The sequence below is a fragment of the Nitrincola sp. A-D6 genome (assembly GCF_000764495.1).
Lineage (GTDB): Bacteria > Pseudomonadota > Gammaproteobacteria > Pseudomonadales > Balneatricaceae > Nitrincola.
This window is the reverse complement of the sequence record NZ_JRLB01000096.1, coordinates 16602-42271: the sequence shown is the minus strand read 5'-3', so window position 1 is coordinate 42271 and position 25670 is coordinate 16602. Positions and strand designations below refer to the sequence as shown.

The following is a 25670-nucleotide window of genomic DNA, read 5'->3' as shown; positions in this document are numbered from 1 at the left end:
CAGTCTATAAAAGAGATAGTCATACCATTGAACATGTTTGGGTTTACGTTTTGGCCCTAGTTGATCCAGCCACCTCGGATTAGGATTAGTTAAATAGTCGGTCAGAAAATCACGTAAATAATAGGATTGATACTTGACCATCGCGCCATTCAGGAAGCAACTGGCGCCTATACTCAACAAGCCATTTTTTTGTTTATACGGAAGGGGCAACCAGATATTTAACGGACCACTCATATTATAAGGATCGTTAGCCTGTTTACCGCGAGGCACATGGGCTTCGATCACTTGTAATGGATCACTCATACCTGGTGGAAAGTGAACACAGACAAAATGACCCCGCATCCAAGTGTAGATGATTCGTCGCTTTCGATCGATACGATAAGGATTACCCACCGCTATATTTAATAAAAACCAAGGAATAACTATTATGCCGATAAAAAATAATCCTGCAACGATGCCGCGGCCGTGGCGGTTTATCTGACCAGCTTTAAACTCTTCATAATCTCTACCAGAATAAGTAAAACCTGGATTGTTTTCATCCTCGTATCGTAAAAATGCTGACTTAATACTTTCTTCTCTATTAAACATTTTATATATAGCAGCATATGCAACCCCTGGTTCACCATCTGATGTAAACCAGCCAGGATCGTACGAGGGCCCTAACCCCAATATTAATGCAAAAAATATTAACTTGAACCAAGCATTCAAGATATCTGAAACAAATGAAGGTATTTCAATAGTATCGTCATCAATACGCGTGATTGATAGATTCATCACCTCAATCACTTCGGGACTTTCCGTTGGATTGGAAATAAGTTGCGGAGGTGGTAACGACATCAGGTTATCCTATATTTTATTTAGCTTTTATTGCTGTAATTTCAAGCGGTTCTAACATGATAAATCTCTGTGCTTCACCATCCGGCATCAATCTATCAAAGCTTACGGTTAAGCGAAGCCTCTTCTCGTCAGCATAAGCAGATAAATGTAACGATGCGACACCAGGGCCTACCCATTCACGACGTATCTGATGACTTTGTATCCTTGCCCAAGTTGAAGAGCCAGTCATCATGCCGTGTGCACCTCGCGGCTGATAATTTTCTAAGCTGATAGATAATTGGGCTAACTGATCTTTATCAGTTAATCCCTCAAATTCAATTTGAACAATCCAGTCCTTTAATTGTTTGGCTGTAATTGGCCAGACTAATTTTTCGAAGGCGCGCATCTCTTTATTCAGGGCATTTTCTAAATTTCCAGAGTTAAGTAGCCCAAGTGAGTCTTTTAGTTGATCTGAAAACTCTTCGGGGCGCTCTTCACCCCAGTACCTTTCACTACTCCCCCAAAACCCCTCATAAATCCATTGCTCTAAGCCAGTTCTGCTTGAGGCGGTGAACAAAAGGCCGAGGGCGATCATTACGCCGCCGATGATGGCACCAGGAACACCAAAAGCAACAAGTTTGGTTCCTAACATCACTACAGTACCTGAGCTAAAGGTGGTCAATACACTTCCTATCAAAGACGCAGACATCACCAATGACCCCACTCCCTGCAATGCATGGCCTGACATTAAGGCATAGTCTTCGCGTTTATACCCTTCTGCGCCTTGGCCTGCGGAGACGAGTAAGCCGGTGACGAGAGCAAGCCCTCCTAATAGCTTGGCATACTTGGCTCTTTCCAACAGCTGTGCATTTGAGATTCCACCGATATTGGCTTTTTGAGGCAGTATATAGTTTTTTCCTGTAGCCCCACTGATCGCATAGGCGGCGAAGCGCGTCGCAAGACGGCTCGCCTGTTGAGCCGTCCGAATATAGGTGGGTTCGGCTCTTAGGGTGGCATAGTTGCCAACTACGGTGCTGAAGGCAAGGCTGAGTTGCACGGCGGGCAGGTTGGCGATGGCGCCGGCTTTGGATCGGGCGTCGAAGTTGTGGCTGTCGTGCCAACCTTTGATGGTTTGTTGGGCACTGAACAGGGCTAAGACCATGGCGATGCCTGACAATCCAGTGCTGACTTTTCCGACAGGGGTGTCGGTGATGTGATCGTAGGTGATGATGTCGATAGTGCCATAACGGTGTGTGGACTGCTGTAGGCCACTATTTCTTCCATGTGAACTTTGTCCGTCTGAGGATACTGTTAAGGTCGAAGACTCCCCTATCAAGAACCGTTCATAATACTGATGCATTTGGTTATTTAATTCACTGGTGGGGATGCGTACCTTGCGTTCGGTTACCCCTATTAATCTTTCTAAATGTGTTTTTTGAATCTGGCTATTGTCCTCAAACAGGGTTGTTGAAACTTCGATATAAACGTCAAAAAATGTTTGCTGTATCCGATTGATGACGATCGGATCCGAAAGCTCATTAACGATTTCTGATGCCACTTTGGTCATCCCAGCGAAAAGAATGGCCCATTCAGAATTATCCCAATCGTTTCCTTCAATATCATCTGGATTTAGTTTGAGCTTGTTATAAAGGGCTGCCGGTGTAAACGCATTGAGCCTCACGCCATCGACATAAGCACCGAGTTGACTGGCTGCAAATCCGATGCATTGCTCACATCTTTTTTGCTCTGCGCCTTGTAACGCCAATCTTGCGGGTTCGTGTACGCCTGGTCGTTGATCCAGTGTTTTCCAGTACTCCGCAAGGCGCTTATATTTCTTTCGCTGCTCTGGGCCATAGGTGGCAAATTTGTGTCTCAGTTCGTCGGCTGAGCGGTTAAAGGGGTCTGTACTAAACACTTTTCGAGTGGCATAGGTAATGTTATTCCACAACTGTATACCTGGATCTACATACCGTTTATTGATCGTATTTTCTAATTTATCGACAGAAGCAATCGCTTTTGCTGTCACCATCGCGTAGTGATGTTCTGTTTCGTAGTTTTGGATATTGGCTTCTTCAATTTCCAATAAGCGCAGCAGGTCTTTGGCTTCGCCCAGGGTGTCTTGTATGGCTACGATTCGAGCATATTCATAGCGCTCTCGAATATGTTCATTGTCGCTGTTTTTCATTTGCTCGAAGGGGGTGATATCCAGTTGACCGATCGCCGTATGACGAAGCACATTAGCTTCACGCTCTTCCGGGTCGCTATCTTTGTAGTCTTCGACTAACGCTTGCAGATTATCCAGCTTCATCACATGAGGATCTGTGCCGTCCTCTTCATGCAGTGTGAAGGGTTGCATGACCCTATCGCGCCAACTGGGATTACGTTCTATCTCCTCGAACATGTACGCAGGCCAACGTTCTTCGCTGTAGGCAATGTAGGTATCCATTGCAGCCATATTGACATAGGTAAAGGGCTCGGATTCCATTTGATGGGCAATCCACTCACTCCGTGCTGTACCATTTTTCCAGGTGTAGTTGTAATACTGAAAGGTGCTGGCACAGGCCGTAGGTTCGTCGTTGGAATTACAATCATCGGCACGGGTTTGATAACGAAAAATTAGCCAGGTCATATTTTTATCAGTGCAATCGCTTTCGTTAAAGCCTAAGTAACCGTAAAAATAGATATAACCTTGACGAATTGAAGCGATTTGATGATGTGGAGAATTTCCGATACCTCCGGGAGCTTGCAGTGCCTGGGGCAGATCGTCCAGATCCGTTAACAATATTTCATCTGACACCACATAACGACAGGGAATAATGGGAACAATTTTTCGTGGGTCACAGTAAGCGATGCTGTCGTTTGTTTTTGCCATAGTGTCTATTCATCCTTGCTTAGATAGCGTTATTCTTGATTTTGCCCGGGTATTGGAAAATTAATGGTATCGACCGGCACCAAATGAAAGCGTTCTTTATGATCAGGTCGTGAGTAGAGTACTAAGCTTTGGCCTGTATAATCCGACATATAGTACTCATTGAAGATATCTTCCGGCATAGGAAGCCCTTCGGATGGTGATAACGAAAAGTACCTTTAATCCAGAGTCTCGGGTCAACATACTCCCCTTCAAACAGATCGGGGGTCGCTTCAGATAATTGACAGAAGCGTGCCAGTCCATACATATCTACCCCCCGATCAACATCAAGTTATCCGGAATAGTACGTTGCCATTGGGCTGCTAACTCTGCACGCGTCAGCGTCAATGTCTCTTCATAAAATTCCATTTCATTGGGGTGTTTAACATAGTTTGTAAAGCACTGTTGAGTCATAAGAGCCTCTTCTAAATTTGTTTTTACTGTCTCAGCATGATTATCAGTAGAAGTACAACCCAATAAAGCACTTGCCATTGCTGCTATACACATCATGGTAAAACACTGCCTATACCTGACACGGCTGATGCTATGGAAATTGAAAACCATTGGTAATCCGTCCTTCATTGCTCACGTTCAAAGCAGGGTGTTGGGTTTGTAGTGCTCGCATTTGGCGCGCAGGCACTTCAAACGTTGGTGCAAAGGTAGACACTGCCCCTCGCGTTAAAAAATTACCACCTTGAAGCTTTAAGTTCAGGGGATTCGCCTGTCGTATATTAAAGCCCACCCCCACTTCTGATATAACTTCCATAGCGAAGGTAAAGCAATGATTATTGGCAACATTATAAGGTTGAGCGCCCCCTTCAGGACCTTCTTCTACCTGCTGTCGCCTTTGCTCAGCAAATTCTTTCATAATATCAAACGCCCCATTGGGTAGTTCAATATAGACGGCTTCAAAGTCATAGCCAGCAGTCGGATTGTTGGTTTGCGCCAATGACCTTAATAATGATGCGAAGCTTGCTGAGTCAGGTTTGTTGCTATCATCAAAGGTGATGACTGAGGGAGACAAGGCTACCGCTCTGACTCGACCAAAACCTCTAGCGCCATCATATCTACCATATTCTAAGTATGCTACCGCACCTGTAACTCCATTGATGATCGCTATTCCCGCATGTCCCAAACCAGTGACGGCAGGCCCTTGAGGTCTTATGCTCTGGATAGATAGTGGTGGTGATGCATCTGGATCAGTAAACGTTACTTGCAGACTGGCTTCCACATCAATACCATCAAAGGGTATTTGCTCACGCACAGCGGCCACGGGAATAGTGATAGGCTGATTGGGATAGACAATGGGAATAGCGATATCGCAAGGGCCAGGACACCTCGCTATTGACTGATTCAAACTAGGGCGCGTCATGAGAAGCACTCCGGTTTACTTTAATCATTAATCGACCTAAGCGAATGGAATCAGGCATCGACTGATTTGCAGTCAACTCACCTGTTAGCTCTTCTTTGTCCAACAGGTTTTCATCGTGAGCTAACGCATAATCGAGTATTTTTCGGATGGTCTCTCGTTCTTCAAACTGATGATCCTGAATAGATTGCATCACACTAGCAAACAATTCCTCATGCATCCCTTTTTCATCCACATACAGCTTTCGCAACCGATAAATAAACAACTCCAGACTGCGTTTATGTAACTCAGTGGATAAGGTTTCATCCAAAACCAATTCACAGCCCACTTTGGGTATATCGTCCAAAGATTGGGTTTTAAAGAAATCGATACCGTCCATGGAAATACACAGCATAGAGTGGATTAAGTGTGGTGGCATAATAGCCAGCCCCTTTGCAGGAGATAACTGCCTTAACACCACTAGAAAAAAATTACTGTCCCAAAAACGGTAAAATAACCACTTACCCTGTTCATTTTTAACCTTCGTAAAACGCCTAAAGTGAGTGCCTAATTGATCCATAAGTGCACGTGAACGGAAGTAGATGCCTGGATATTTATCCCATAGATCGGACGCCATGCCTGTTTTACTGAACAGTTGACGGGTAAATTTATGATGTTCTTTCAGCTCGACAAGGTAAGGTGCGGCCGATTTTAGACTCTCTTCGGCATCCCCTTTAAAAAGGCATTGGAAAGGCAAATTAGCCTCTTCCAGCCTTTCTAATAGCAATGGAACGCGGGATGAATCTAAGACCGCATAGGTTCGTAATGATGGCACCTGCGGCTGATTTTTATATAGATTTTGCTCTTCTAGTGAGGGCGGTGAAACTTCAAATAAATACGGATAGAGCGAAGGAGGCACGCTCAATGTGTCTAACATGCCAAGTTGGGAATCCAGCGGCACAACGTCTGCCAATGTTTCATGAACTAACCAATCTTCCAGTGATACGTGATCGAGCGATTGCTGATGCACTTTAATGTCGCTAATTTCGACAGGATGGTCGGGTGAAACAATTCGTGCCAATCCTATCACGTTAGCATCATGTCCTTTAGACTTGATCCATTGTGTAGCTGGCATCACATTATCGACCCAGTAAAGAGTGTACCCCTTACCTGCTAATGCATCTCGAGCAGCTTCAAGAAAGTCTTGACGGTCTGTAGCCCAGATAGCCGCTAATGCAACATAGCTTTTGCTATCATCGATATTTCTTGCCCTTAAAAAGCAATCTCCAACCCAAGGAATAAAGCTCATGATTTCTTCATCCTAACCAATGAACATTACAAAACATCATGGTTGTACCTTGCTTTGCGAAGCACCTGAAATGATTTGCCCACCGCCCGATGTTTTACATCCAATATAGCAATGGCCTTTCCATCATCTAAAGAATTAATCGCTCCTTCAACAATGACACAACCGCAGGAAATTTTATCGCCCACTCTGGCAACGGCCTTTCCTTCTACTATGCCACTTCCACCACTGACGATCGTACCTCTACCATGGCCTTTTTTAGGGCAGACATGAGCATCTCCAACACGCGCAATCGGCAACATAGATTATCCCTTTTTCTTTCTTTCACATTCTTCGCAGATGGCCTGAATTTCATTGGATGCTAAATTCAACGTAGGTACTTGCGCACCACCACTTCCGCCCATCGAGACAGCGCCTTTTAAACGAATATTGGGAGCTTCTAATGTGATTCCAGAACCATCAATGACAATTTTTCCCGCAGGGCCCGAGATAATAAATTTTTTATAGGCCTTTAAGTGATGAACACCCGTATTGGTATCAATACTGGTTCCAACATCCAGCTTATAGGTTCCATTAACCTGTCCTTCATAGTTCCGGCCTGTCTGGTAGAGGTGGTCGGCATAGATATTCTGTTTAAGAATATTGCCAACACCCTCTATATGATCTTTGCCATAATGTTCATGCTGCGTTCTCCCAATATCATAATGAACATCACGACCTATGGAGTATCGCCCATCATTTACGATGGTTTCATCATGATCATGACCAACATTGATTTTCTTATCATTACCGATGCGTTCAGACTGATTCTGTCCGACAGACTTCGCCCTGTCTCGACCTATTTGATGCGTTTCATCATTCAAGATAACGGTATTATGGTCTTTCTGTGCATGTAGATATATTTGTTCCTGCCCAGCCTCATCCTCAAAGGAGAGCTCATTAAAACCCTCGCCCTTGTGCGTATCACTGCGCAGGGTCATGCGGGTTTTTTGGGCGGGCAAAGTGTTGGGTGGCATCTGCTCGGCGTTATACACGCGACCGGTGATGATCGGTCGATCCGGGTTGCCATCGTAAAAATCGACAATCACTTCCTGACCAATGCGGGGTATGAAGACGCCACCCCAGTTTTTACCGGCCCAGTTGTTACTCATGCGCACCCAGCAGGAGCTGTTTTCGTTGTACTGGCCGTAGCGGTCCCAGGGAAACTGGATTTTTACCCGGCCATAGTTGTCGGTGTAGATCTCTTCACCCGCCGGACCGACCACCATGGCATTTTGGGGGCCCTGCATTTTCGGCCAACCGGTGATCATCGCCGGACGATAAACGCGGGAAGCCGGCATGGCGCGGAATGCATTTTTGTATTCGCGCTCGACGTCATCCTGGCTGGTATAACTGTAATCACTCGCTTGGTGATCTACGCCCAGCAGCAAGTAATCATCCATTTCGTCAGGAGCGTCATCGTGACGGTTCAGGGTAAAGCTGTGCCCTGGAGTGAAACTCCGGCAGCCACTTTCGCCCTTGACCTGATCGTGCGAGGCTTCATCCTGCTCAACCCGCAAACGGGTGAGTTGATCACCGAAGCTTTTGTCCTCATAGCGCCCTGGGTAGATGAAATGTTCAAAGCGTTTCACACCATTTAATGGCATGTCTGCCGCGACACCGGTTTGCAGGCGATCTGAGGGCTTTTTGAAATCATAGTCACGCTTGGCATAGCGTCCGGTACGAAACTCATACTGGTGGGTCCAGGCATGAATACTGTGAGCTGAGAGCGAACCAGCCCGATAGCTGACAGAAGACTCTTCACAGGGCTCATAAGCACCATTATGGTCAGCAATAATCAGGGTATGCTTGTCTTTTTCATGCAGGAAATAGTAGAAAATCCCTTCCTCTTCAAACAGGCGTGACAGGAAGGTAAAGTCACTTTCCTGGTATTGGACGCAATAGTCCTTGTGCGGGTGTTGTCCGATCAGTCGGAACTCAAAATCATTAAAGCCATTTTCAGAAAAGATCTCTGTGGCGATCTGTTTAATATCTTTATTCTGAAAGATTTTCGAATCACTGGTTTGTGTCAGGAACCATAACCAGGGCACTACTTCGGCCGTGTAACGGCGTAATCCCTGCAACTGCTCGCCTTCACCCCGAAAACGCCGGACGTAACCATTAATATGCCGATAGCCACCTGAGCGAAGTCCCAGCGTGTCTGTCTGCATGATTTTCAGCGTCACATTTTCACCCACAATCTTGTCGGCCTCGACCTGGGTACTGGCGGAATAGAGTTCCACTTCAAATGAATACAGCGCCGATATATTTTCCTGCCCCTTTAATCGGGTCAGTAGCAATACATCGGACCCCAGAGGAGTATCAATAGCCAGGAGTCTATCCTGTTGGGTAAAGAGAGCCATAGTAATCCCTTATCAAGCACATCAGTAACATTGCGATTAACTTACTGTGCCGTAGCACCTTACCCGAAGATAAAGTGCTACGACTGGCTGCAACTATCGATCAGAGCTTGACGCCCAATGCGATATCGTAACCTGCGGGGACACTGCCTTCAGGACGATGTGACTCATCCCACGGCGTATACTTCATCTCAACCTTAGTGAAGTTCAGCTTAATAGTTTCACTCGGACGGCCATTTTCATCGGCAAGGATACTGTATTCACTTACCAGCGTATTGGTTAAGGTATACTCCATATAGGTTTCAATACCATTTGGACTGGTTTGAACCATGTGAATCAACGCTGTTTTACCCTGTCCCACACAAGCTTCGGAAAAGAGGATGGGGGAGGTTTTATCCATCTTGGTTGTCAGCGTAATTTCACCAATACTCGGAGAGGTCGATTCACGGTCTTTACCCTGTCCAGGTTTAGTAGAGAGGCCTCGACTGACATTCCAACTCATTGAGTCACATTCAACCCAATTGGTATGAGTTGATTCAGTTACATCACCTTCTACGCCATCAATCTTCAAATATATAGCCATGTAAACATCCTTTAGTTTGCATTTAGAATGCTACCCACTGAGACTTTGGCCCCAATAAGGCAGCAGAACTCACAGATACACGACTACGTAAACATGTACATACAAAACCTGTATTCCTGTTGCGCCAGCAACAGAAAAACAGATTTATTCAGGGGTGGCGGGCACTTCTGGTTGATATTCAACCCAGTATTTGAAGTAACCCTCATCACCACAATTCATACCACTGCGACAGAAATTTGAATTGAACACAAATTTGGCGAACCAGTGTCGCTCCGCTTCTGTCATGGAAGCCTGGGCGCTGCTACTGAAACCAAACTGGCTCAGCCCATAAACACCCTTGTCGTCGAAAAACAATCGCCCTTGCTCAGCCAGGAATAATCCTTCGGCATGTGTAGAACGGCAGCTACGACGCCAGTCAACACCCAACCCACCGCGCAATTGTACTGGAGAGCCGACATGCACACTCGACTGCTCGCAGTCACTATCCAGGTTATTCAGTATCGAGCCAGCATAAGCTCGCACGCCTTGTCCGGTAGAAGTAAAACCGGTAGCCTCCGGGGATTCGGTCAGCGTCAGCACACGGATATTACGGTACCCTTGTTGTTGCCAAGGTGTCCTTGCCTCTGCTGGCATCAGCACTAAGGCATTACCATGATGAACAGGGTGTGGCGTCATACCGAAAGGTTGATAACTTTCAGGTAGCGCAAAACGGAAGTTGTCTGTCTCTGCAAAGGACTGACCCGCTACCAGAGACAGGATCAACGCCAGCAGGGTGTTGAAAAGCCTGACGGGTTTCATGACGACTGATCACCTCTTGCGACACTAAACTGCCCACTTTCATCCACTGACAGGTGTAAAGCTCTCAACGGCTGTTCGTCTGTCAGGGCATTGAGCAACTCCAGCGACAGAGCTGGCAGAATCTGTTTGCTGATAATGTGAATAGCATTGCGGGCCCCCGTATCCACTTCCTTGCAGCGCAAGACAATAGTCTGCAAGAGCTGGTCATCGTAGCGAAGCTGAACCCCATGCTCCTGCGCGATACGCTGTACGATCTTATCCAGCTGCAAGCGTACGATCCCGGCCATAGCTTCATCATGCAAAGGCAGGTAAGGAATAATGCGCAGCCGCCCCAGAAAAGCGGGTTTAAAATAACGTAACAACTCTGGTTTGATCAGGGACTCCAACTGTTCACTATCTGGCAAGGTATCCGGATCAGCCGCCAGCCCGGTCAGGGTTTCGGTACCGGCATTGGAGGTCATGATGATCAGGGTGTTGCGGAAATCTATATCCCGACCTTCTCCATCTTTCAAGGTGCCTTTATCGAACACCTGGTAGAAAATATCCTGAATCCCTGGATGGGCTTTTTCAATTTCATCCAAAAGCACCACACTGTATGGCTTGCGGCGGACAGCTTCTGTGAGCACACCTCCTTCACCATAACCGACATAGCCTGGAGGTGATCCCATCAACAGAGAAACCTTATGCTCTTCCTTATATTCAGACATGTTAATGACGGTCAGATTTTGCTCGCCACCGTACATCAGATCGGCCAAGGCCAGGGCCGTTTCGGTTTTGCCAACACCACTGGTGCCACAGAACATAAACACCGCCAGGGGCTGTCGTGGGTCAGACAAACGCGCACTGGACACCCGCACACTTTCACTGACACGGTCAATTGCATGATCCTGTCCAACGATACGTTTACCCAGATCATGGCGTAATGACATCACCCGTTGCACGTCACCGGAAAGCATTTTACCTGCCGGAATACCGGTCCAGGCCGAGACCACTTCTGATACTACCTGCACATCAACATGCGGACGTATCAGTGGCTGTTCTCCCTGCAGCAGTTGCAGTTGCTGTTGCAGCTCGTTCAATTGCTGATGCAGCTCCCTGGGCTCTTCAGGGGACTCGGTCAGTTGACCACGCAACGCCACAATTTGAGTGACTAACTCACTTTCAGACTGCCAGCGCTGTTCAACAGCCTGCTGCTCAAGATCCAGTTCAGACAATTGGCCCACCAAAGAATCCAGCGCCTGATGCGTTACGCCATAGGCCTGCTGCTCCCGTTCAAGGCCTTTGACCTGCAGACTCAGCTGTTGAATTGCCGCCTGAATATCTTCCAGATGCGAGGGGCTACTTTGATGCTGCATACTGACACGTGAGCAAGCTGTATCGAGCAAGGAAATACACACATCCGGCAGTTGCCGACCGCTGATGTAACGTTTACTGAGCGTGACGGCGGCCTGGATAGCCTCATCCAGAATCATCACGCCGTGGTGAGATTCGAACCTGTCAGCCACAGCCCTTAGCATGGCGGTGGCCTGCTCGATAGAAGGCTCTTCAACCTTCACTACTTGAAAACGACGGGTCAACGCCGCGTCCTTCTCAAAATATTTTTTGTACTCAGCCCAGGTCGTAGCAGCAATGGTCCGTAACTCTCCACGCGCCAAGGCGGGTTTAAGAATATTAGCCGCATCGCCCTGACCGCCATTCCCACCCGCACCCACCAGGGTGTGGGCTTCATCAATAAACAGAATAATCGGCACCGGTGACTGTTTGACCTCTTCAATCACCGACTTGAGGCGCTGTTCAAATTCGCCTCGAACACCGGCACCGGCTTGAAGCAGAGTCAGATCAAGGATGCGGATGACGACCTGTCGGAGTGATTCAGGCACCCGACCCTCAATCACCCGTTGCGCTAACCCTTCAACAATCGAGGTTTTACCTACACCCGCCTCACCTGTCAGGATCGGATTATTCTGCCGACGCCGGCAGAGGATATCGATCACTTGACGCACTTCGGCTTCACGACCCACCACCGGATCTATCTGCCCTGCCCTTGCCCGGGCAGTAAGATCCAGAGTGTAGGCGTCCAAGGCTGAAGGTTTTCCAAGCCGTGCTGCAGGCTGGGAAGCGCCAGTTTGCGGAAATTCTTCAGCGCTGTCCGTAACGTTATCATCAACTGTTTTCTCGGAAAACGAGGCAAATTCATGACGTGCCAGTCGCTGTCCTTCACGTACGATGCGGTCCAGATCGGCTTGCTGCAGAGAGGCGCACCGCGACAGCATTAATAACCTGAGCGACTCATCCTTAAACAACACCACCAGACAAGCCACTGAAGCGATGGCCGGAAAACCATATTCAAGGCTCGATAACATCCAGGCCTTTTTAAATACCTCAATCACCCTGGGTGAAAAAGCCGGTGCCTGGGTATTGCCTTGATCAAAATGGGCAATATTGCGCTCCATCTCTTCGATAACGCGCACAGCATTCAAATTGTATGTTGCCAGCAGCCCAGCCAATTGATTGGACTCGGTTCTCAACAAACCTATCACCAGATGTTCCAGCTCAACGGCGTAGTGACGGTGCGCGACGGCTACTGAAGCTGCTGCTTCAACACCTTCGCGAGAGGTTTCCGAGAGTTTTCCGATCAGAGCCCTTGCATTCATCCTTCAATCCCTTTGTTCAGATTCAATATCACGGTTTTGTCTGCTTCAATAGGCACATCAGCCGCTTGCGGTGAAGCACCCTGTACAAAATTAAGATCATCAGCGGGAGCTGTTTTACGCTGTTGATCAAAGAAGTTCTCCAGCTGTTCAGCCAGATCATTAAACTGAGACTTGAGTGCACCTATCTCATCCTTGCGTTCAACCTTCAGTCGCGTGTAGAAATTACCGGCATAGAGACTCTGCAGTGCATCATTCAACACGTTGATCTGTTTAAAGAAGTATCGATAAATCAAATAGACAACAGCAATAACAAGCCCACAGATCAACAAAATAAAACTGAGCAAATAGAGAAAGGTTTTGTTGACGATTCCATCCAGATTTTCTGACTTGATCCCGACATAGATCCGTCCCAGTGTTGAATTGGCATAATGAATACGACTGGAGAAACGATAGATTTCAGAACCGGATGAATCCAGAGGATAGTGAAACACATCATACTGTGAATCCAGCTGTAAACGGGAAAGTCCGGCAGGTGCCTGATAATAGCTCCCTGAATCAACCTTGTCAGTGGAGGCCATGAACCGCCCTTCATTATCCACTAAATGAACATAGAGAATCTCATCCGCCGCTGAAAAGCGGTTAATGATCGCATGCATAGACGCGCCATCTCCCAGTAATACGGGCTCAGCCAGATGGTCATGCATCTGAGCAACAAACATGTCGCCGTAAGACACCAGAGTGTTACGCAGACTGGAAGAGAGTTGATTGACGGTGAGATACAGTAAGGCAGCACACAACATGCCAAAGCAAAGTGCAACAATACCCGTATTACGCCAGGTAGTGCCTATATGGAAATTCAACAGTTTGCCGCCATCCTTGAGCTCAGCATTCAAAGCATCCAGCTGTTTGAGTAGTTCTGTGGCAGACTGGTAACGAAATGCCGGATTTTTGTGCAACAGCTTGCGGAGAACTTTTTTAAGACTGGGGGGGATCTGCTTCGAGTCCAGGTCCACCTCCGCGCGCTGAATCAGCTCATCAAGGTCTTTCAGGGTACTGGCCTGGAACGGCAGTTTTCCAAACACCAGATAGTAAAGCAGCACGCCAATCGAATAGAGATCACTCTGAGCTGTTGGTCGATGTCCCTGCAACTGCTCTGGCGCCATATAAAAAGGCGTTCCAATCACGAAGGTATCGTCTGTCACGCCTGACTCATTCAGATAAGCTACACCAAAGTCGGTCAGCTGAACCAAGCCTTCATCATTGATCAATATATTGCTGGGTTTAATATCTCGATGGTAAATGCCTTTTGCGTGCGCATGTTCAATCGCTTTAAGCAATTGCACCACAATACGCAGTGATTGCTCGATGGTCAGATCGGGATGGTCGCAAAACCAGGATTCAAGATTACGGGATTCGAAGTGCTGCATCAGAATGAAGTGCACTTCATCCACCTGTCCTACATCAAAGATGGAAACAATATTGGGATGATGAAGTCGGCCTGAGAGCTGAATTTCATTCAGAAAAAGCTCTACGCGCTGGGCATCCTGAGCAAACTCAGGTTTCAGCAGTTTAATCGCGAGCTCACGCTGTAGCTTGGGGTCATAGGCCAGGTAGACCTGAGACATGGCCCCCTCACCTAACATCCTTTTAAGCTGATATCGTCCTAAGGATTCCATCCTTCCTCTATCCTGTTGTTTGTCCGGTCAAGGTAAAACACACATCATCTGCATCCATTGCCGGCATCCTGCCATCAAGCCACGCATTATATCCCAAACGTGTGGCGTTGGTAAAACCTCCTTCACCCAAAGTTGCCACAGGCACGTCGGCACTACGCAGCACTGGCTGCAACTCCACGTCAAATCCTATGCCAAGGTATTGCTCTGTCACCGCTGCAACCAGTCGGTACAAAGCCCCCCCGGGTTGCAGGGCATCAAACAAAGCATAATCAACCGGGTGAGTTGTAACTCGCAGACTCATGTTGCCGTCGATAATTTCTTCTCCAGCCACAAAATCCACTCCCAGGCGGGATGCGCGGCAGCCAAGTCGATTGCACTCATCCACCGGAAGCTTATATCGACGGGCATGAAACTGTCCAATGATGACCTCGACCCCCATCACTTTCGATAAAATAGCCTTTAAGCCTGCCGAGGTTTTACGCTGATTGGAAAAATATCCGCAAAAATAGCTGGCAACCTGTGTCATCACCGGCGCTTGTTGAAATGCATCAAGATGCGTGCCTGCATAACCTGATATCAGACTCTCACCCCGAAACGCAGATTTATCCTCCAGCCGCTGCCGTCTTTCATGAATAAAGGGAAAGCGATTGCGGTTCCAGGCGGTAAACAGAAACGCCAGTGTCCGGCTATTGAGCGCGTCAAGATAGACACGAAAGGCATGATCACCTTGCCGGGCACGCTGATGAATCAGTTCGGTATAAAAAGGCGGTAGTACGCCCTGACTACCAAACAAACCAAACATGGCAATATTCAGGCGATTTTTCCCCGGCATATCGGCATCACGACCGACTGCGATGACTCCCTGAGTACTGAAATTCAACTCTGTCTGCTGTGAAAATACGATAAACTCCGATTCCAGCGGCTGATCCGAGGGCAGCAATCCTGCCCGACTGTTCTGGGTTGCCACATACAGACACTCAGCCAAACGTATCAACTGATAAAAATCATACTCAACCGGTCGATAGCGCAAATAAAAATTCAGATCAAACATTGATCCCCCGTTCTGGGTGGCCAGGTATGATAGGGTTCTTCAGTTTGGCTGAGCTGTACATCCAGCTGCGTAAAGGAGTTAATACTGGTGTAGATCGATAAAAATCGCTCCAAAAGGGTACAGAACAGGAACGGGCTCGCCCCGGGAAAATCATTGGGGTCAAGCCGCACGCTGAAGCGGCTTCCCCGACAAAAAAATGCCATGCCAGCAGGAGAGATAATCCGTCGCGCTTCAGGCTCGATAGAAACCACCTGCAATGCATCGATCATTTTGCGGGTTTCAGGGCTGTTCTTGAAATCGTAGAGCGATAGAATTTCTTTGAGAATGCTGCTTGAGTCAGCCGGGTTACCGAGACTTAAATAGTTAAGATTCAGGTGTGAAATCAACTTCCAGTGATGTCCATCACGGTCATAGTCAACAATTGCAGGCTTGACTGGCAGGCAGATTTTGGCATTCGTTACGCCAGGATTGGCCTCCAACAATGACAGATGCGTCAACTTCCCAAGCTTCCATAACTCATGAGGCAAATTATCATTAGTCACCAAGCACTCAAGCAGCAGCAGATGTCGATTAGAACTCAGCACCTCCAGTGGCAGGTTGTGTAATGAAACTCCGGCGTCCGGTCCTGCGGCATTGGTTTCGTTCAGTTTGTGACTAAAATGCCAGAAGGGCCGTCCGGAATAATCCGCATAGTGTTCAAAATCAAAAAAGCGGCTTAAGGGCGTTGTATAATCGCTACCATCCGATAACACCGCTGACTCAACCGAATAGACTTTTACATCCTGCCGATTACGCGCATCCGCAACCACGGGATAGTCAGACCGGGTATGGGTAATGCGGATCGGCTCAGCCATTTGCGCATAGAGGTTCACGACGGGCGTGGCATTCAATTGAAAATGCTCTGCGGTAACATGTGATGCAATGTCGTCATAGGCTTTATTCAGATAGAAAAACAGGCTGAATGTATCTTCATCAGTTGCCAACTGCTGCATCGCCGAGAGATCCAGTTCGACAAACAGAAATTTTTCCGGAAATACAAAAAATTCGGATAACAGCCTGTAACCTGGAAACGACTGTTCAGAGTAACTCCAGGCCGCTTCTTCCTGAGCAAAACCGACTGTTTTGATGATCTCCTTGCTCAGTAGTATCGGTTGTGTATCCAGGGCGTGCCTGGCCAGAGCCAGTGTATTGACCTGACTGAATAATAGCTCGTAGAGCTGGTAGGCTATGTACTTGGGTGCATTCAAATAGATCCGTACACGCTGCAAGGATGTGTCAGCCAGTGCCTGAGTATCCAGCCCGGTCGCATCGAAAACCAGTTGCAGTACACCAGCCATCTGATTCACACAGGGAATCCGGGGCGCCTGAAAAGGCGCTGGATGCAACGTCGCCTGCTGTATAGCCAACGGAAGCACATCGACATCATAAAGCGTGGTGAAGCGGCAGCTTCTATCCAATGACTCCGGAGATTCCAGCAGGCTACCCCGGGGTATACGTACCGCATTAGACAAGTCTGACGAAGGCTGGAAGCTGACCACCGTATGGCTCGGTAATGGCTTCAGGTAGTGAGGATAAATCAGATCAAAGATTGCCTGGCTCAATTCAGGGTAATCGTCTTCCAGCTTGGCCCTAATGCGTGCATTCAGAAGCGCAGTGGCCTGTATCAACCGCTCCACATGCGGGTCTCGATTGCCCGATTCAGTCAACTGCAAGCGATGGGCAATCTTTGGGTACTTCTGGGCCAGGTCCTCACCCACCCTTTCCAGATAATTTAATTCTTTTTGATAAAGCTCAATCAATGCTGCTTTCATGGTTACTCACTAAGCCTGAAGCGTCTGACAGTCGGTACAAAGGAGGCATTAAACATCACCAGTTCTTCCCCATCATGGAGAGATAACACGGCATCAACCTGAAAGGCGATTTGTGTCCGATTCAGCGTTGGCTCTTTCATGGATACCCTGACATCACAGAAGCGTGGCTCATTCGCCCGTAGCGTCTTCAACAATATCTGGCGCAACTGCTCCACACTGTCTTTCGAAGCGACATTGACTGAGGAAAAGTCCACCACGCCAAAACTTAACAAAGTGTCGAAGGCAACCTGCTGGTAGAAATCCACATTCATTTTGGAATTCAGCACTTTTTCCAAATCAGCCAGGACAGAATCCATGTAAAGGCGGCTCTGCAAACGCTGAGAAACTGGCTGATCTTCGGTAAACCCTGGCTGGTCATCCAGAAAGCGGGTTAAAAATGTAACCGACATACTCAGGTCTCAAACTCGATGGAACTGAGCTGACTCACCGCAATCAACTCATCATCCAGACAAAACACCTTCTGCCCGACCCCAACAACCCCACAAGGCAGTCGCTGCGCATCCCAATCTGTCGCATTCAGGTCGACAACCCCTTTAGGTGCAAACGGGTAGTGATTGATATGTAATAGCGTTTCTTGCCTGGCACTCGATGACGGCGTCGCTTTCCAGCTAACCGTGACACGTTGCAGCAAGCAGTCTAACGGTTTGCCTGGTGGCTCAAAACTCAGGCTTTCCAGTTGTGCCATGGGAATTAAACGGTACACACCCTGAGGCGATATACACTCGACAAACCCCCGCAACAGATCATCTGGATCCAACCACTCACCTTGGTAACTAGCGCCATCGTTCATGCAAACACGCGCTTGGCGATTCGACTCATCGGAATCCATGCCATCACCAATGTCCGTCTCCCCTGCCAAGCGGCGTAACAGCGCCTGCAACGCTTGTTCGGAAACCTGTGATACGTCAACTTCAACCAGTTTGCGCTGGTTAAACAACAGCTGTCGAGACGACATGGCCTGGACTATCTGACGGTAACAGTGAATCGAGAATGCCTTTTGCATATCCTGCGCGACCGATTGCTCAAGCAGGCCCAAGTGTGTGAGGGCTTTTTCATACTGATTACCGAGCAGATATAATTGCACCAATAAAAATCGCAGGTTTTCATCACCAGCCTTGGCTTTCAAGGCTGACTGTGCCTGCGATAAAGCCTGATCCAAGGCACCCTGGTTAAACTTTGCTAACACGCTATCCATGACTTTCCTCGTTAGTTCCGTCAACCGCTGTTCACAACATCCGTCGAGAACAGCAGCTCTGTTTCAACACATTCCAATTGATAATGAGGCGTCAATCTGACGACACACCTGAATACACCGGCCTGGCCCGGCAGTTCAAAGACACTGACCTGCGCTTCACGCAGGGGGTATTTGGCCAGCAAATGCTCAGAGGCATCACTGGTAGACATGACATAGTTCAATAGCCAGTTTTTCAGATACGCCTGACACTCATCGACAGAGGTAAAGCTACCTACCTTATCGCGCATCAGTATTTTCAGGTAATGCGAAAAGCGCGATACGCAGAGTACGTATTGCAGCTGGGCGGCATACCTTGCATTATGCTGCGCGGCCATATCATCGTAGCTGGGAGGGCTATGCAGACTTGGCGCGGTATACACAACGGTTTTGGCGCTATTGGTGGTGCTTGTCAGGCTGATAAAGCCATAATCTGCCAGGGACTGTGATAGCTCATCATGCACCAGTTTCTCAGCTTGCAAACAGGGAAACTCATCAACCAGACTGCTAAAACCACTGGCATTGCCATTGACCGTTGCACCGTGTGGTTTTACACCACAGATTTCAGCCATCCACCCGCTCGCCTCATAACAATGTGTCAGCGTCCGGCCAAGCGAGTACACCGGACTCATCCAGGTAAAACTGTCAGCATTGCGTGTCGCCAGGGCTTCACTGACCATAAAGCCGCTGCAAGACTGTAAATGAACCGGGGTATCAATCAGTACACCAGGCAAGGCCATACCGATAAAACGGGCATCTGGATGGGCCCGAAAACGATTCCATTTAAGGAACTTGAGCTGCCGATAAGTCGTATCCAGGTTTATCCGACCTGATAACTGATCATAACCTTCCAGGTCCAGTAATGCCGGTGGAGCACCCAGCAGAAAGGGACAAAATGCCGCCGCACCGATCTGTGCCAGATGCTGAAGATAGCCAACATAGGCATTCAAAGACGACTGCTGCTGCAGATTAACCTTGTGGTCACAGAGGATCACACCATACGGTGTGCCACCAGCTGTACCAAACTCCTGGCTATAGACCTTGTGGAACAGATTGCTTTGATCAAACTCAATGGAAAAATCAAAATCCTTGAGCAACTCGGCATAGGATACATCCAACATGCGTACGCTAACCGATGTGATTGATGTAGCCTCGACCAGATAACGCAGCCCGTACCAAGCGGATTTCAGTGCCTGAAAGTCCGGATGCACCAGAATTTCATGCAGCAGCTGACTGATCTGCTCATCAATATCCGCAATCCAGCGACTTACAGCCACGCGTCCTGCCATGGCGTTAAGTCGCTCAGTCTGTGCAGCGGCATCCATTCCGGACATCACTTAAATCAGTCCTTGCCCAGTTGAGGAATCTTGGCAACCATGCGCATGGAGACAGTCAGCTCTTCCAACTGTAACCAGGGACGCATCCAGGCAACCACATTGTAAGCACCCGGCTGACCTGGCACCTCGGTCACCTTGACCTTGGCTTCTTTAAGCGGATAACGTGCTTTCATCTCTGGACCCGAGTTTGGGTTGTCATTGACATAGTTCATCAACCAGCGATTAAGCCAGGCTTCTACATCATCGGCTTCCATGAAACTACCGATTTTATCCCGCGCCATAACTTTCAGGTAATGCGTAAACCTTGCCGTAGCCATGAGGTAAGGTAAACGGGCCGATATGGCAGCATTGGCAGTTGCCTCAGGACGATCAAATTTCTTGGGTTTCTGCGCAGACTGCCCACCGAAAAATACCGCGTAATCAGTATTTTTGTAGTGACATAATGGCAGAAAGCCCAATTTTGAAAGCTCCGCTTCACGCCGATCAGTAATACCGATTTCAGTCGGACATTTCAGATCCAGGTCACCGTCATCACTGGTAAATATATGCGCCGGCAGATTTTCCACTTTCCCTCCACCTTCGGCTCCGCGAATCGAAGTACACCAACCGGTTGTCGAGAATGAATGGGTTAAACGGGTACCCATGACATAAGCCGCATTCATCCAGCAATAGTCATCATGTGGCAAGGGCAGCGCTTTACCGTCCGGCGTTTTCAATGCTTCTTCATAGTTGAAAGCGTCAACAGCCAGCGTATCGGAGCCGTAGGGCAAGCGTGCCAGTGTGCGTGGCAGCGTCAGGCTGACAAATCGCGCGTCTTCAGACTCACGGAAACTGCGCCATTTGATGTATTCCTTGGAGTCGAACACTTTTTCCAGATCGCGTGGACGAGACAGCTCATTCCAGCTCTCCAGTCCAAACAGGCTATGATCCGCTGCCGATATGAACGGGCAAAAAGCAGCAGCGGCCACGTTAGACATTTTTGAGAGCAATTCAATGTCTTCCGGATGGTTGGTCATCTCAAAATCACCAATCACCGCGCCATAAGGCTCACCACCCGGTGTTCCAAATTCGTTCTCATAAATTTTCTTGAAGGTTTCGCTCTGATCAAACTCCACAGCCCGATCCAGATCCTTGTATAGCTCACGCTTTGTCAGGTTGAGTACTCTCACCTTCAGGTTCGCATTGGTTTCAGAGTTGTGCACCAGATAAGAGAGGCCACGCCATGACCCTTCCAGCTTTTTAAATTCATCTGCGTGCATGATCTCCGCCAGTTGCGAAGAAATTTTACTGTCGATCTGGGCAATGGCACGGTTAATGGTTTTGGCAATATTGCGATCCCATACCACGGTACCTTCCTGTACTTCGTCTACCAGATTGCGGATCAGATCACGGGTATCATCTGCACTGGTTTGTTTGGTAGCAGAAATCACCTGCTCAAGGATGTCGTCCTGGTCAACGACTCTTGTTTCAGCACCATCCTGTGTCTTAAACTGATTCATCGTTACCACCCTCTTCTTCACCTTTCAGACGTTCCGCCAGTCGACTTACCTCATCGGTACTTTGCAGCACATTTTCCAGCAGAGATTCGAGCTCTTCTGACCGGTCTGATTTGGTTAGCAGATCACGTAGCTTGTTACGTGTATCCAGTAATTTTTTCAACGGCTCTACCTGTTCAACCAGTTGACCCGGTTCAAAGTCATCCATGGACTTGAAGCTGAGGTTGACCGACATAAGACTGCCATCATCAGCCAGAGTATTTTTGACTTTCAGATTCAGGCCCGGCTCCATTTTTTTCATCACATCATTGATATTGTCCCGATCAATCTGGATGAACTTACGCTCCGACAGGGGTTTTTTCGGGGCTGTCGGATTGCCGGTAAAGTCTCCCATGACTCCCATCACAAACGGCAACTCTTTTTCTACCATGGCACCTTCGGTTTCCACATCGTATTTGATATGAACCCTGGGCTTACGGACTCGTTCAAGCTTTTTATGAATACTTTCATTCATGATGCTATTCCCTTACTTGTTGATCACTTCCACGCCAGTGATCTTGTTGAAATTCGCGCGTGCGCTATCGTCTGTAATCAGTTCACCGATCAATTCCGGTAAACTTAAATCCCCCCATCGATTGATGCGTTCCAGGTTGTAAGCAATGGGTGAATGCGGTTCTGTCTCTTTAAAAAAGACAATCAATTTTCGGATCAGGATAAAGGCATCTTCACGGTTGGCCGGACGGTAGTGATCCAGATTAAATTGCTGTGCTGTATGTGTCGTTGGCTGTGCTACTGGCTCTGCAGGCATATTCACCTCTGGATGATCAGATACCTCGGACAACTCTGGAACAGAGGTCATACCGGACAAATGCCTGGCTCTATCCAGCGCTTCCTGCAACAGACTTTTAATCTGAGAAGAAGGCGGTGATTCATGCCCACACTGTGCATACAAATAGGCATCAATCTGACTGAAGCACTCGATGCAGCGCTGCAAAGCTTTGATGGAAGCCTTGTGTACGTCAGCGCCCAGTTGAGCAACCTGAGACTGCAACTGTTCATAGTCGGGTAACCCTTTGCGTTTAAGTGCTTCTTTTTTCTGAGGATCTTTGGTTTCAGATACTTCGAATGCTTTAATGCAGTCCAGCAATGAAATACTCGGCCCCTGAGGAAACAGAGGTGCCATACGCAAGGCATAATCAATGCACCATCAGAAGAAACCCCGTTAAGACCAGTTAGGGGAAACAGCGTTGATTCATAACCATCCTCATCTTTAGGGTAGAGATTTGGCCAATACTGCAGCAATAACTGGTGCAGTAACTCAAAGCTATTCGCCAGACCGGCAAAACCTTCCAGCCGAATAGCTGCTTCAATGGTCCAAGCAGTCACCTCTATGTCCTTACTACCCACTTTCAGCAATTCAATTGCGCGTTCATAGAGCGTACGCCACCCGGTATAACCGGCATAAATATCATCTATATTCAGTGCCTGACGCTCTTCATTTCTCAAGGCATTGCGCAGGTCTTTCAATGAATGAAATTCATTGGCCCAGTGACTGGAACGTAGATCCTCTCCTTGAGGCATGTCACCCGATATAGGTTGTTGTAACGCTTGCATATCCATATAGCTGTCCTGATTTCACCTGTTTACAAAAGAGCCTCAACCAGCAAGCGCAACTTGCTGGGCTGTTCCTTTATCGAATCGATATCTATCAGCTCTTCAAACTGATTAGTACCTGACACACTGCTGACTTCCAGAAGTACACTATCCTCTGGCAGAAAGCTGTCAATCTCAGCCGTCAGCATGACAAATGGCATACTGCCCAGACCCGCCAGTCGCACTTCTTCCACGCGAATATTTAAATCACTTAACAGCGTATTCAACTTCGGATTTGACTCCATAACCTGGCACATCAGTAGATAATGCAGCAGATAGTCTTCCAACCGGTTTCCCTCTATCGCCTTGCGCTGTTGCACCTGATCTCTGAAATCACGTAAGTCAAAGCCTGTATAACCAAGAATCCAGCGATTGGGAGACAAGATATCAAATACCTGCAGTTCCGCATTTTCATCTTCAATCACACGCTCGTAACTGAATTTGTATAGACCCGGGCTATGTGAATACACATCAACTGGAGCCGACAGCGATTTTTTAAGGTTAAACGGCTCTTCCGCCGCAAGGCTGCTATAGCGTTCCTGTATCAGATTGAAGGCCAGATCATCATTACTGACATTCGCTTTGCCCTGTCCGTTGATATACTTCCCCAACACATTCACTGGGGAAAAGGAGCCTGCCAGGCAGGACAGATACAATTCCATTCGTTGCTGCAATACACCCGAGAGTTTCCGGGTCATTCGACGGCTTGCAATCAATTCAGCTGTATTCATCTCATCCCACTCTTTAATCGATATCACTTAAACGCGCATCAAGCCGCGTTGCCCGGTCCATATATTGCCGGGCACGTTGATGCTCCGGTTCAATGCTCAACACCCGCTCAAATTTTTCGATAGCTTCTCGTACCTCCTGAGCATGAAAATAGCTGACACCCTCGCGGTAAGGTGCTTCCACCAACGACTCCCGCAAGCGCTCATACAAGGGTTGATCACGCTTGGCAGCAGCTTGATTCCGGAGTAAACGATAAGCCGCGACAGAATGCCCCTGCTGATACAGTTCTTGTGGTGTCGGCGGCTGAGGTTCTACAGGTTCCTCAATTAATGGAGCCACCTCCTGATCAGAAGATGCATCAGGCACAACATCCGGCTGAGATTCTGCGATTGGGGTGGTGGGTGATGCAGAAGCTGTGGCTGTGGCTGTAGCACGCACAGCCGGTGTAGCCACGGGTCGTGCAGGTGTGCTGGGCTGGTAATAGTAATCCAGCACTGGCAGTTGCTTCAGGTCAGGTGCAAAGAGTTGCCGTGTCTTCAGATAATCAGCATTAACCTGTGCATTGTAGCGCTGTAACAGTACGGCATAATGTTCGTTACCATAAATTCGTGCTGACACATCCGGCAGTGATTCCTGTACACCGTAGGTAATTCGACGACCAACATCTCTGCCAACCTGGTCACTGAGTAAACCAAACAAATCCGTTGACTCCAGTTGAGCCGCAACAGCCTTGCTGTCCGAATTAAATGGGTCGGCGAATAATGACATACGTAGATACTTCAGAGCTTGCTGCTCATTTCCTGTGAAATACAATGCATTGAAGCGCTGTAAATTCGCACGCCCACCCTCTCCCGCATTTTCAGCTAACAGGCGCACGCCGACTTGATGTAACCCCTTGTAGAAATCCATCAACTCCGATTCACTGGCTGCATCAACTGGATCAATCTGTATGGGTTTCTGATTTCCAGCTGTACAGCCAGCCAACACCAGTAACGAACCTATCAATAGTACGACTGATCTACACATCTGCCATCCCCACGATTACTGCACTGACATTATCGGTTGTTCCCCGAAGCACCGCTGAATTGATCAGGGTTTTCAGGGCGGCCGCGTAGTCATCGGCATAGTAGAGTGATTTTCCCAGTTCCATCTGATCAATAACGTTATAAAGCCCATCAGAACACAACAGAAACACATCCTCTTCCTGTACATCAATTTCCACCATTTCAAATTCCAGCTCTTCCCTGACACCCATTGCCCGGGTAAGGATATGGTTTGCTGGGTGGTTCTGGGCATCCTCGGTAGTAGTTTCATCCAGCAGGTGCTGACTTTTGAGTGCCTCATACTGGGTATGATCAATCGTCACCTGCTCAAAATAGACATCCCGCATACGATACAAACGGCTGTCTCCGGCCCAAAGCACATACCCCTTGTCCCGGTGCAGCACCAGAATGACGAAAGTGGAACCAATAATTTGTTTCGATTCGAACATTTCATTCGAAATTGAATAGATGATCTGATTGGTGCTTTTCAACAGCTCAATCAACTTGCCAATAAAGGCATCGATTGAACTCATCTGCTCTGGATGCAGATCTTCCAGTGACTGGGCAATCAAGCTGCTGGCCACGCCACCTTCAAGATGCCCGCCCATACCATCCGCCACACACCACAACCCCAGAAGGTCATCGGCATAGATCCGGTCTTCATTGTTCTGTCTTACCGGCCCGGTAATACTTTCACCGACACTGATCCAGCTTTTGCCGGTATCACTCTGCCCTGGCCGGGTTATCGAATATAATGGCTCATCACTCATG

General features: G+C 48.0%; 22 protein-coding genes and 1 pseudogene. All 23 read right to left on the bottom strand.

Going from position 1 to position 25670, the window contains the following annotated elements:
- Positions 1-837 (bottom strand): hypothetical protein (locus LH51_RS15330; RefSeq protein ID WP_036523765.1); only part of this gene is annotated, 837 nt, incomplete at its 3' end.
- A 16-nt stretch (positions 838-853) separates the two neighbouring features.
- Positions 854-3688: a toxin VasX gene (locus tag LH51_RS15325; protein ID WP_036523762.1), complete on the bottom strand. Its 2835-nt coding sequence runs from the start codon at positions 3686-3688 to the stop codon at positions 854-856.
- Between the two features lie 306 nt (positions 3689-3994).
- Positions 3995-4234, bottom strand: a complete 240-nt coding sequence (locus LH51_RS15320) for a hypothetical protein (protein WP_144244298.1) — start codon at positions 4232-4234, stop codon at positions 3995-3997.
- A 34-nt stretch (positions 4235-4268) separates the two neighbouring features.
- Entirely contained in the window at positions 4269-5096 is an 828-nt protein-coding gene (locus tag LH51_RS15315) for a hypothetical protein (RefSeq protein WP_036523756.1), read from the bottom strand.
- Entirely contained in the window at positions 5083-6381 is a 1299-nt protein-coding gene (locus tag LH51_RS19480) for a DUF4123 domain-containing protein (RefSeq protein WP_052063839.1), read from the bottom strand. The genes LH51_RS15315 and LH51_RS19480 overlap by 14 nt, the downstream gene beginning before the upstream one ends.
- Positions 6382-6407: 26 nt before the next feature.
- Positions 6408-6680 carry a PAAR domain-containing protein gene (locus LH51_RS15305; RefSeq protein ID WP_036523753.1) on the bottom strand — a complete coding sequence of 91 codons (273 nt, stop codon included), beginning with the start codon at positions 6678-6680 and terminating at the stop codon, positions 6408-6410.
- A gap of 3 nt (positions 6681-6683) precedes the next feature.
- The gene (locus LH51_RS15300; RefSeq protein WP_052063838.1) at positions 6684-8780 is read right to left on the bottom strand and encodes a type VI secretion system Vgr family protein; all 2097 of its coding nucleotides are present in this window, start codon (positions 8778-8780) and stop codon (positions 6684-6686) included.
- A gap of 100 nt (positions 8781-8880) precedes the next feature.
- Entirely contained in the window at positions 8881-9360 is a 480-nt protein-coding gene (locus LH51_RS15295) for an Hcp family type VI secretion system effector (protein WP_036523750.1), read from the bottom strand.
- A 144-nt stretch (positions 9361-9504) separates the two neighbouring features.
- Positions 9505-10158, bottom strand: coding sequence for a hypothetical protein (locus LH51_RS15290; protein WP_036523747.1), 654 nt, complete (start codon positions 10156-10158; stop codon positions 9505-9507).
- Positions 10155-12812 (bottom strand): type VI secretion system ATPase TssH, encoded by a 2658-nt coding sequence (gene tssH, locus LH51_RS15285; protein ID WP_036523744.1) that lies wholly within the window; start codon positions 12810-12812, stop codon positions 10155-10157. Before tssH ends, LH51_RS15290 begins: the two co-directional genes overlap by 4 nt.
- Complete coding sequence (locus LH51_RS15280) at positions 12809-14488, bottom strand: serine/threonine protein kinase (protein WP_081960857.1); 1680 nt, start codon at positions 14486-14488, stop codon at positions 12809-12811. Before LH51_RS15280 ends, tssH begins: the two co-directional genes overlap by 4 nt.
- Positions 14489-14495: 7 nt before the next feature.
- Positions 14496-15539 carry a type VI secretion system baseplate subunit TssG gene (gene tssG / locus LH51_RS15275; RefSeq protein ID WP_081960859.1) on the bottom strand — a complete coding sequence of 348 codons (1044 nt, stop codon included), beginning with the start codon at positions 15537-15539 and terminating at the stop codon, positions 14496-14498.
- Entirely contained in the window at positions 15527-17350 is a 1824-nt protein-coding gene (gene tssF, locus LH51_RS15270) for a type VI secretion system baseplate subunit TssF (protein WP_036523734.1), read from the bottom strand. The genes tssG and tssF overlap by 13 nt, the downstream gene beginning before the upstream one ends.
- Positions 17351-17352: 2 nt before the next feature.
- Positions 17353-17799: a type VI secretion system baseplate subunit TssE gene (gene tssE, locus LH51_RS15265; RefSeq protein ID WP_036523730.1), complete on the bottom strand. Its 447-nt coding sequence runs from the start codon at positions 17797-17799 to the stop codon at positions 17353-17355.
- Positions 17800-17801: 2 nt separating this feature from the next.
- Positions 17802-18605 (bottom strand): type VI secretion system accessory protein TagJ, encoded by an 804-nt coding sequence (locus tag LH51_RS15260; RefSeq protein ID WP_036523727.1) that lies wholly within the window; start codon positions 18603-18605, stop codon positions 17802-17804.
- A 20-nt stretch (positions 18606-18625) separates the two neighbouring features.
- Positions 18626-19975, bottom strand: a complete 1350-nt coding sequence (gene tssC, locus LH51_RS15255; protein ID WP_081960856.1) for a type VI secretion system contractile sheath large subunit — start codon at positions 19973-19975, stop codon at positions 18626-18628.
- Between the two features lie 8 nt (positions 19976-19983).
- A complete protein-coding gene (gene tssC / locus LH51_RS15250; RefSeq protein WP_036523721.1) occupies positions 19984-21477 on the bottom strand; it encodes a type VI secretion system contractile sheath large subunit in 1494 nt (497 codons plus the stop codon).
- Entirely contained in the window at positions 21464-21988 is a 525-nt protein-coding gene (tssB, locus tag LH51_RS15245) for a type VI secretion system contractile sheath small subunit (RefSeq protein ID WP_036523718.1), read from the bottom strand. The genes tssC (LH51_RS15250) and tssB overlap by 14 nt, the downstream gene beginning before the upstream one ends.
- A gap of 12 nt (positions 21989-22000) precedes the next feature.
- Positions 22001-22663 carry a type VI secretion system protein TssA gene (locus tag LH51_RS23010; RefSeq protein ID WP_235263774.1) on the bottom strand — a complete coding sequence of 221 codons (663 nt, stop codon included), beginning with the start codon at positions 22661-22663 and terminating at the stop codon, positions 22001-22003.
- A 44-nt stretch (positions 22664-22707) separates the two neighbouring features.
- A pseudogene (locus LH51_RS24875) lies at positions 22708-23088 on the bottom strand (ImpA family type VI secretion system protein); the annotation flags it as partial.
- Positions 23089-23117: 29 nt separating this feature from the next.
- Positions 23118-23858 carry a hypothetical protein gene (locus LH51_RS15235; protein WP_144244296.1) on the bottom strand — a complete coding sequence of 247 codons (741 nt, stop codon included), beginning with the start codon at positions 23856-23858 and terminating at the stop codon, positions 23118-23120.
- A gap of 13 nt (positions 23859-23871) precedes the next feature.
- Positions 23872-24882 carry a tetratricopeptide repeat protein gene (locus tag LH51_RS15230; RefSeq protein ID WP_036523708.1) on the bottom strand — a complete coding sequence of 337 codons (1011 nt, stop codon included), beginning with the start codon at positions 24880-24882 and terminating at the stop codon, positions 23872-23874.
- Positions 24875-25669, bottom strand: a complete 795-nt coding sequence (locus tag LH51_RS15225; RefSeq protein ID WP_081960853.1) for a PP2C family protein-serine/threonine phosphatase — start codon at positions 25667-25669, stop codon at positions 24875-24877. The genes LH51_RS15230 and LH51_RS15225 overlap by 8 nt, the downstream gene beginning before the upstream one ends.
- Position 25670 lies beyond the last annotated feature (1 nt).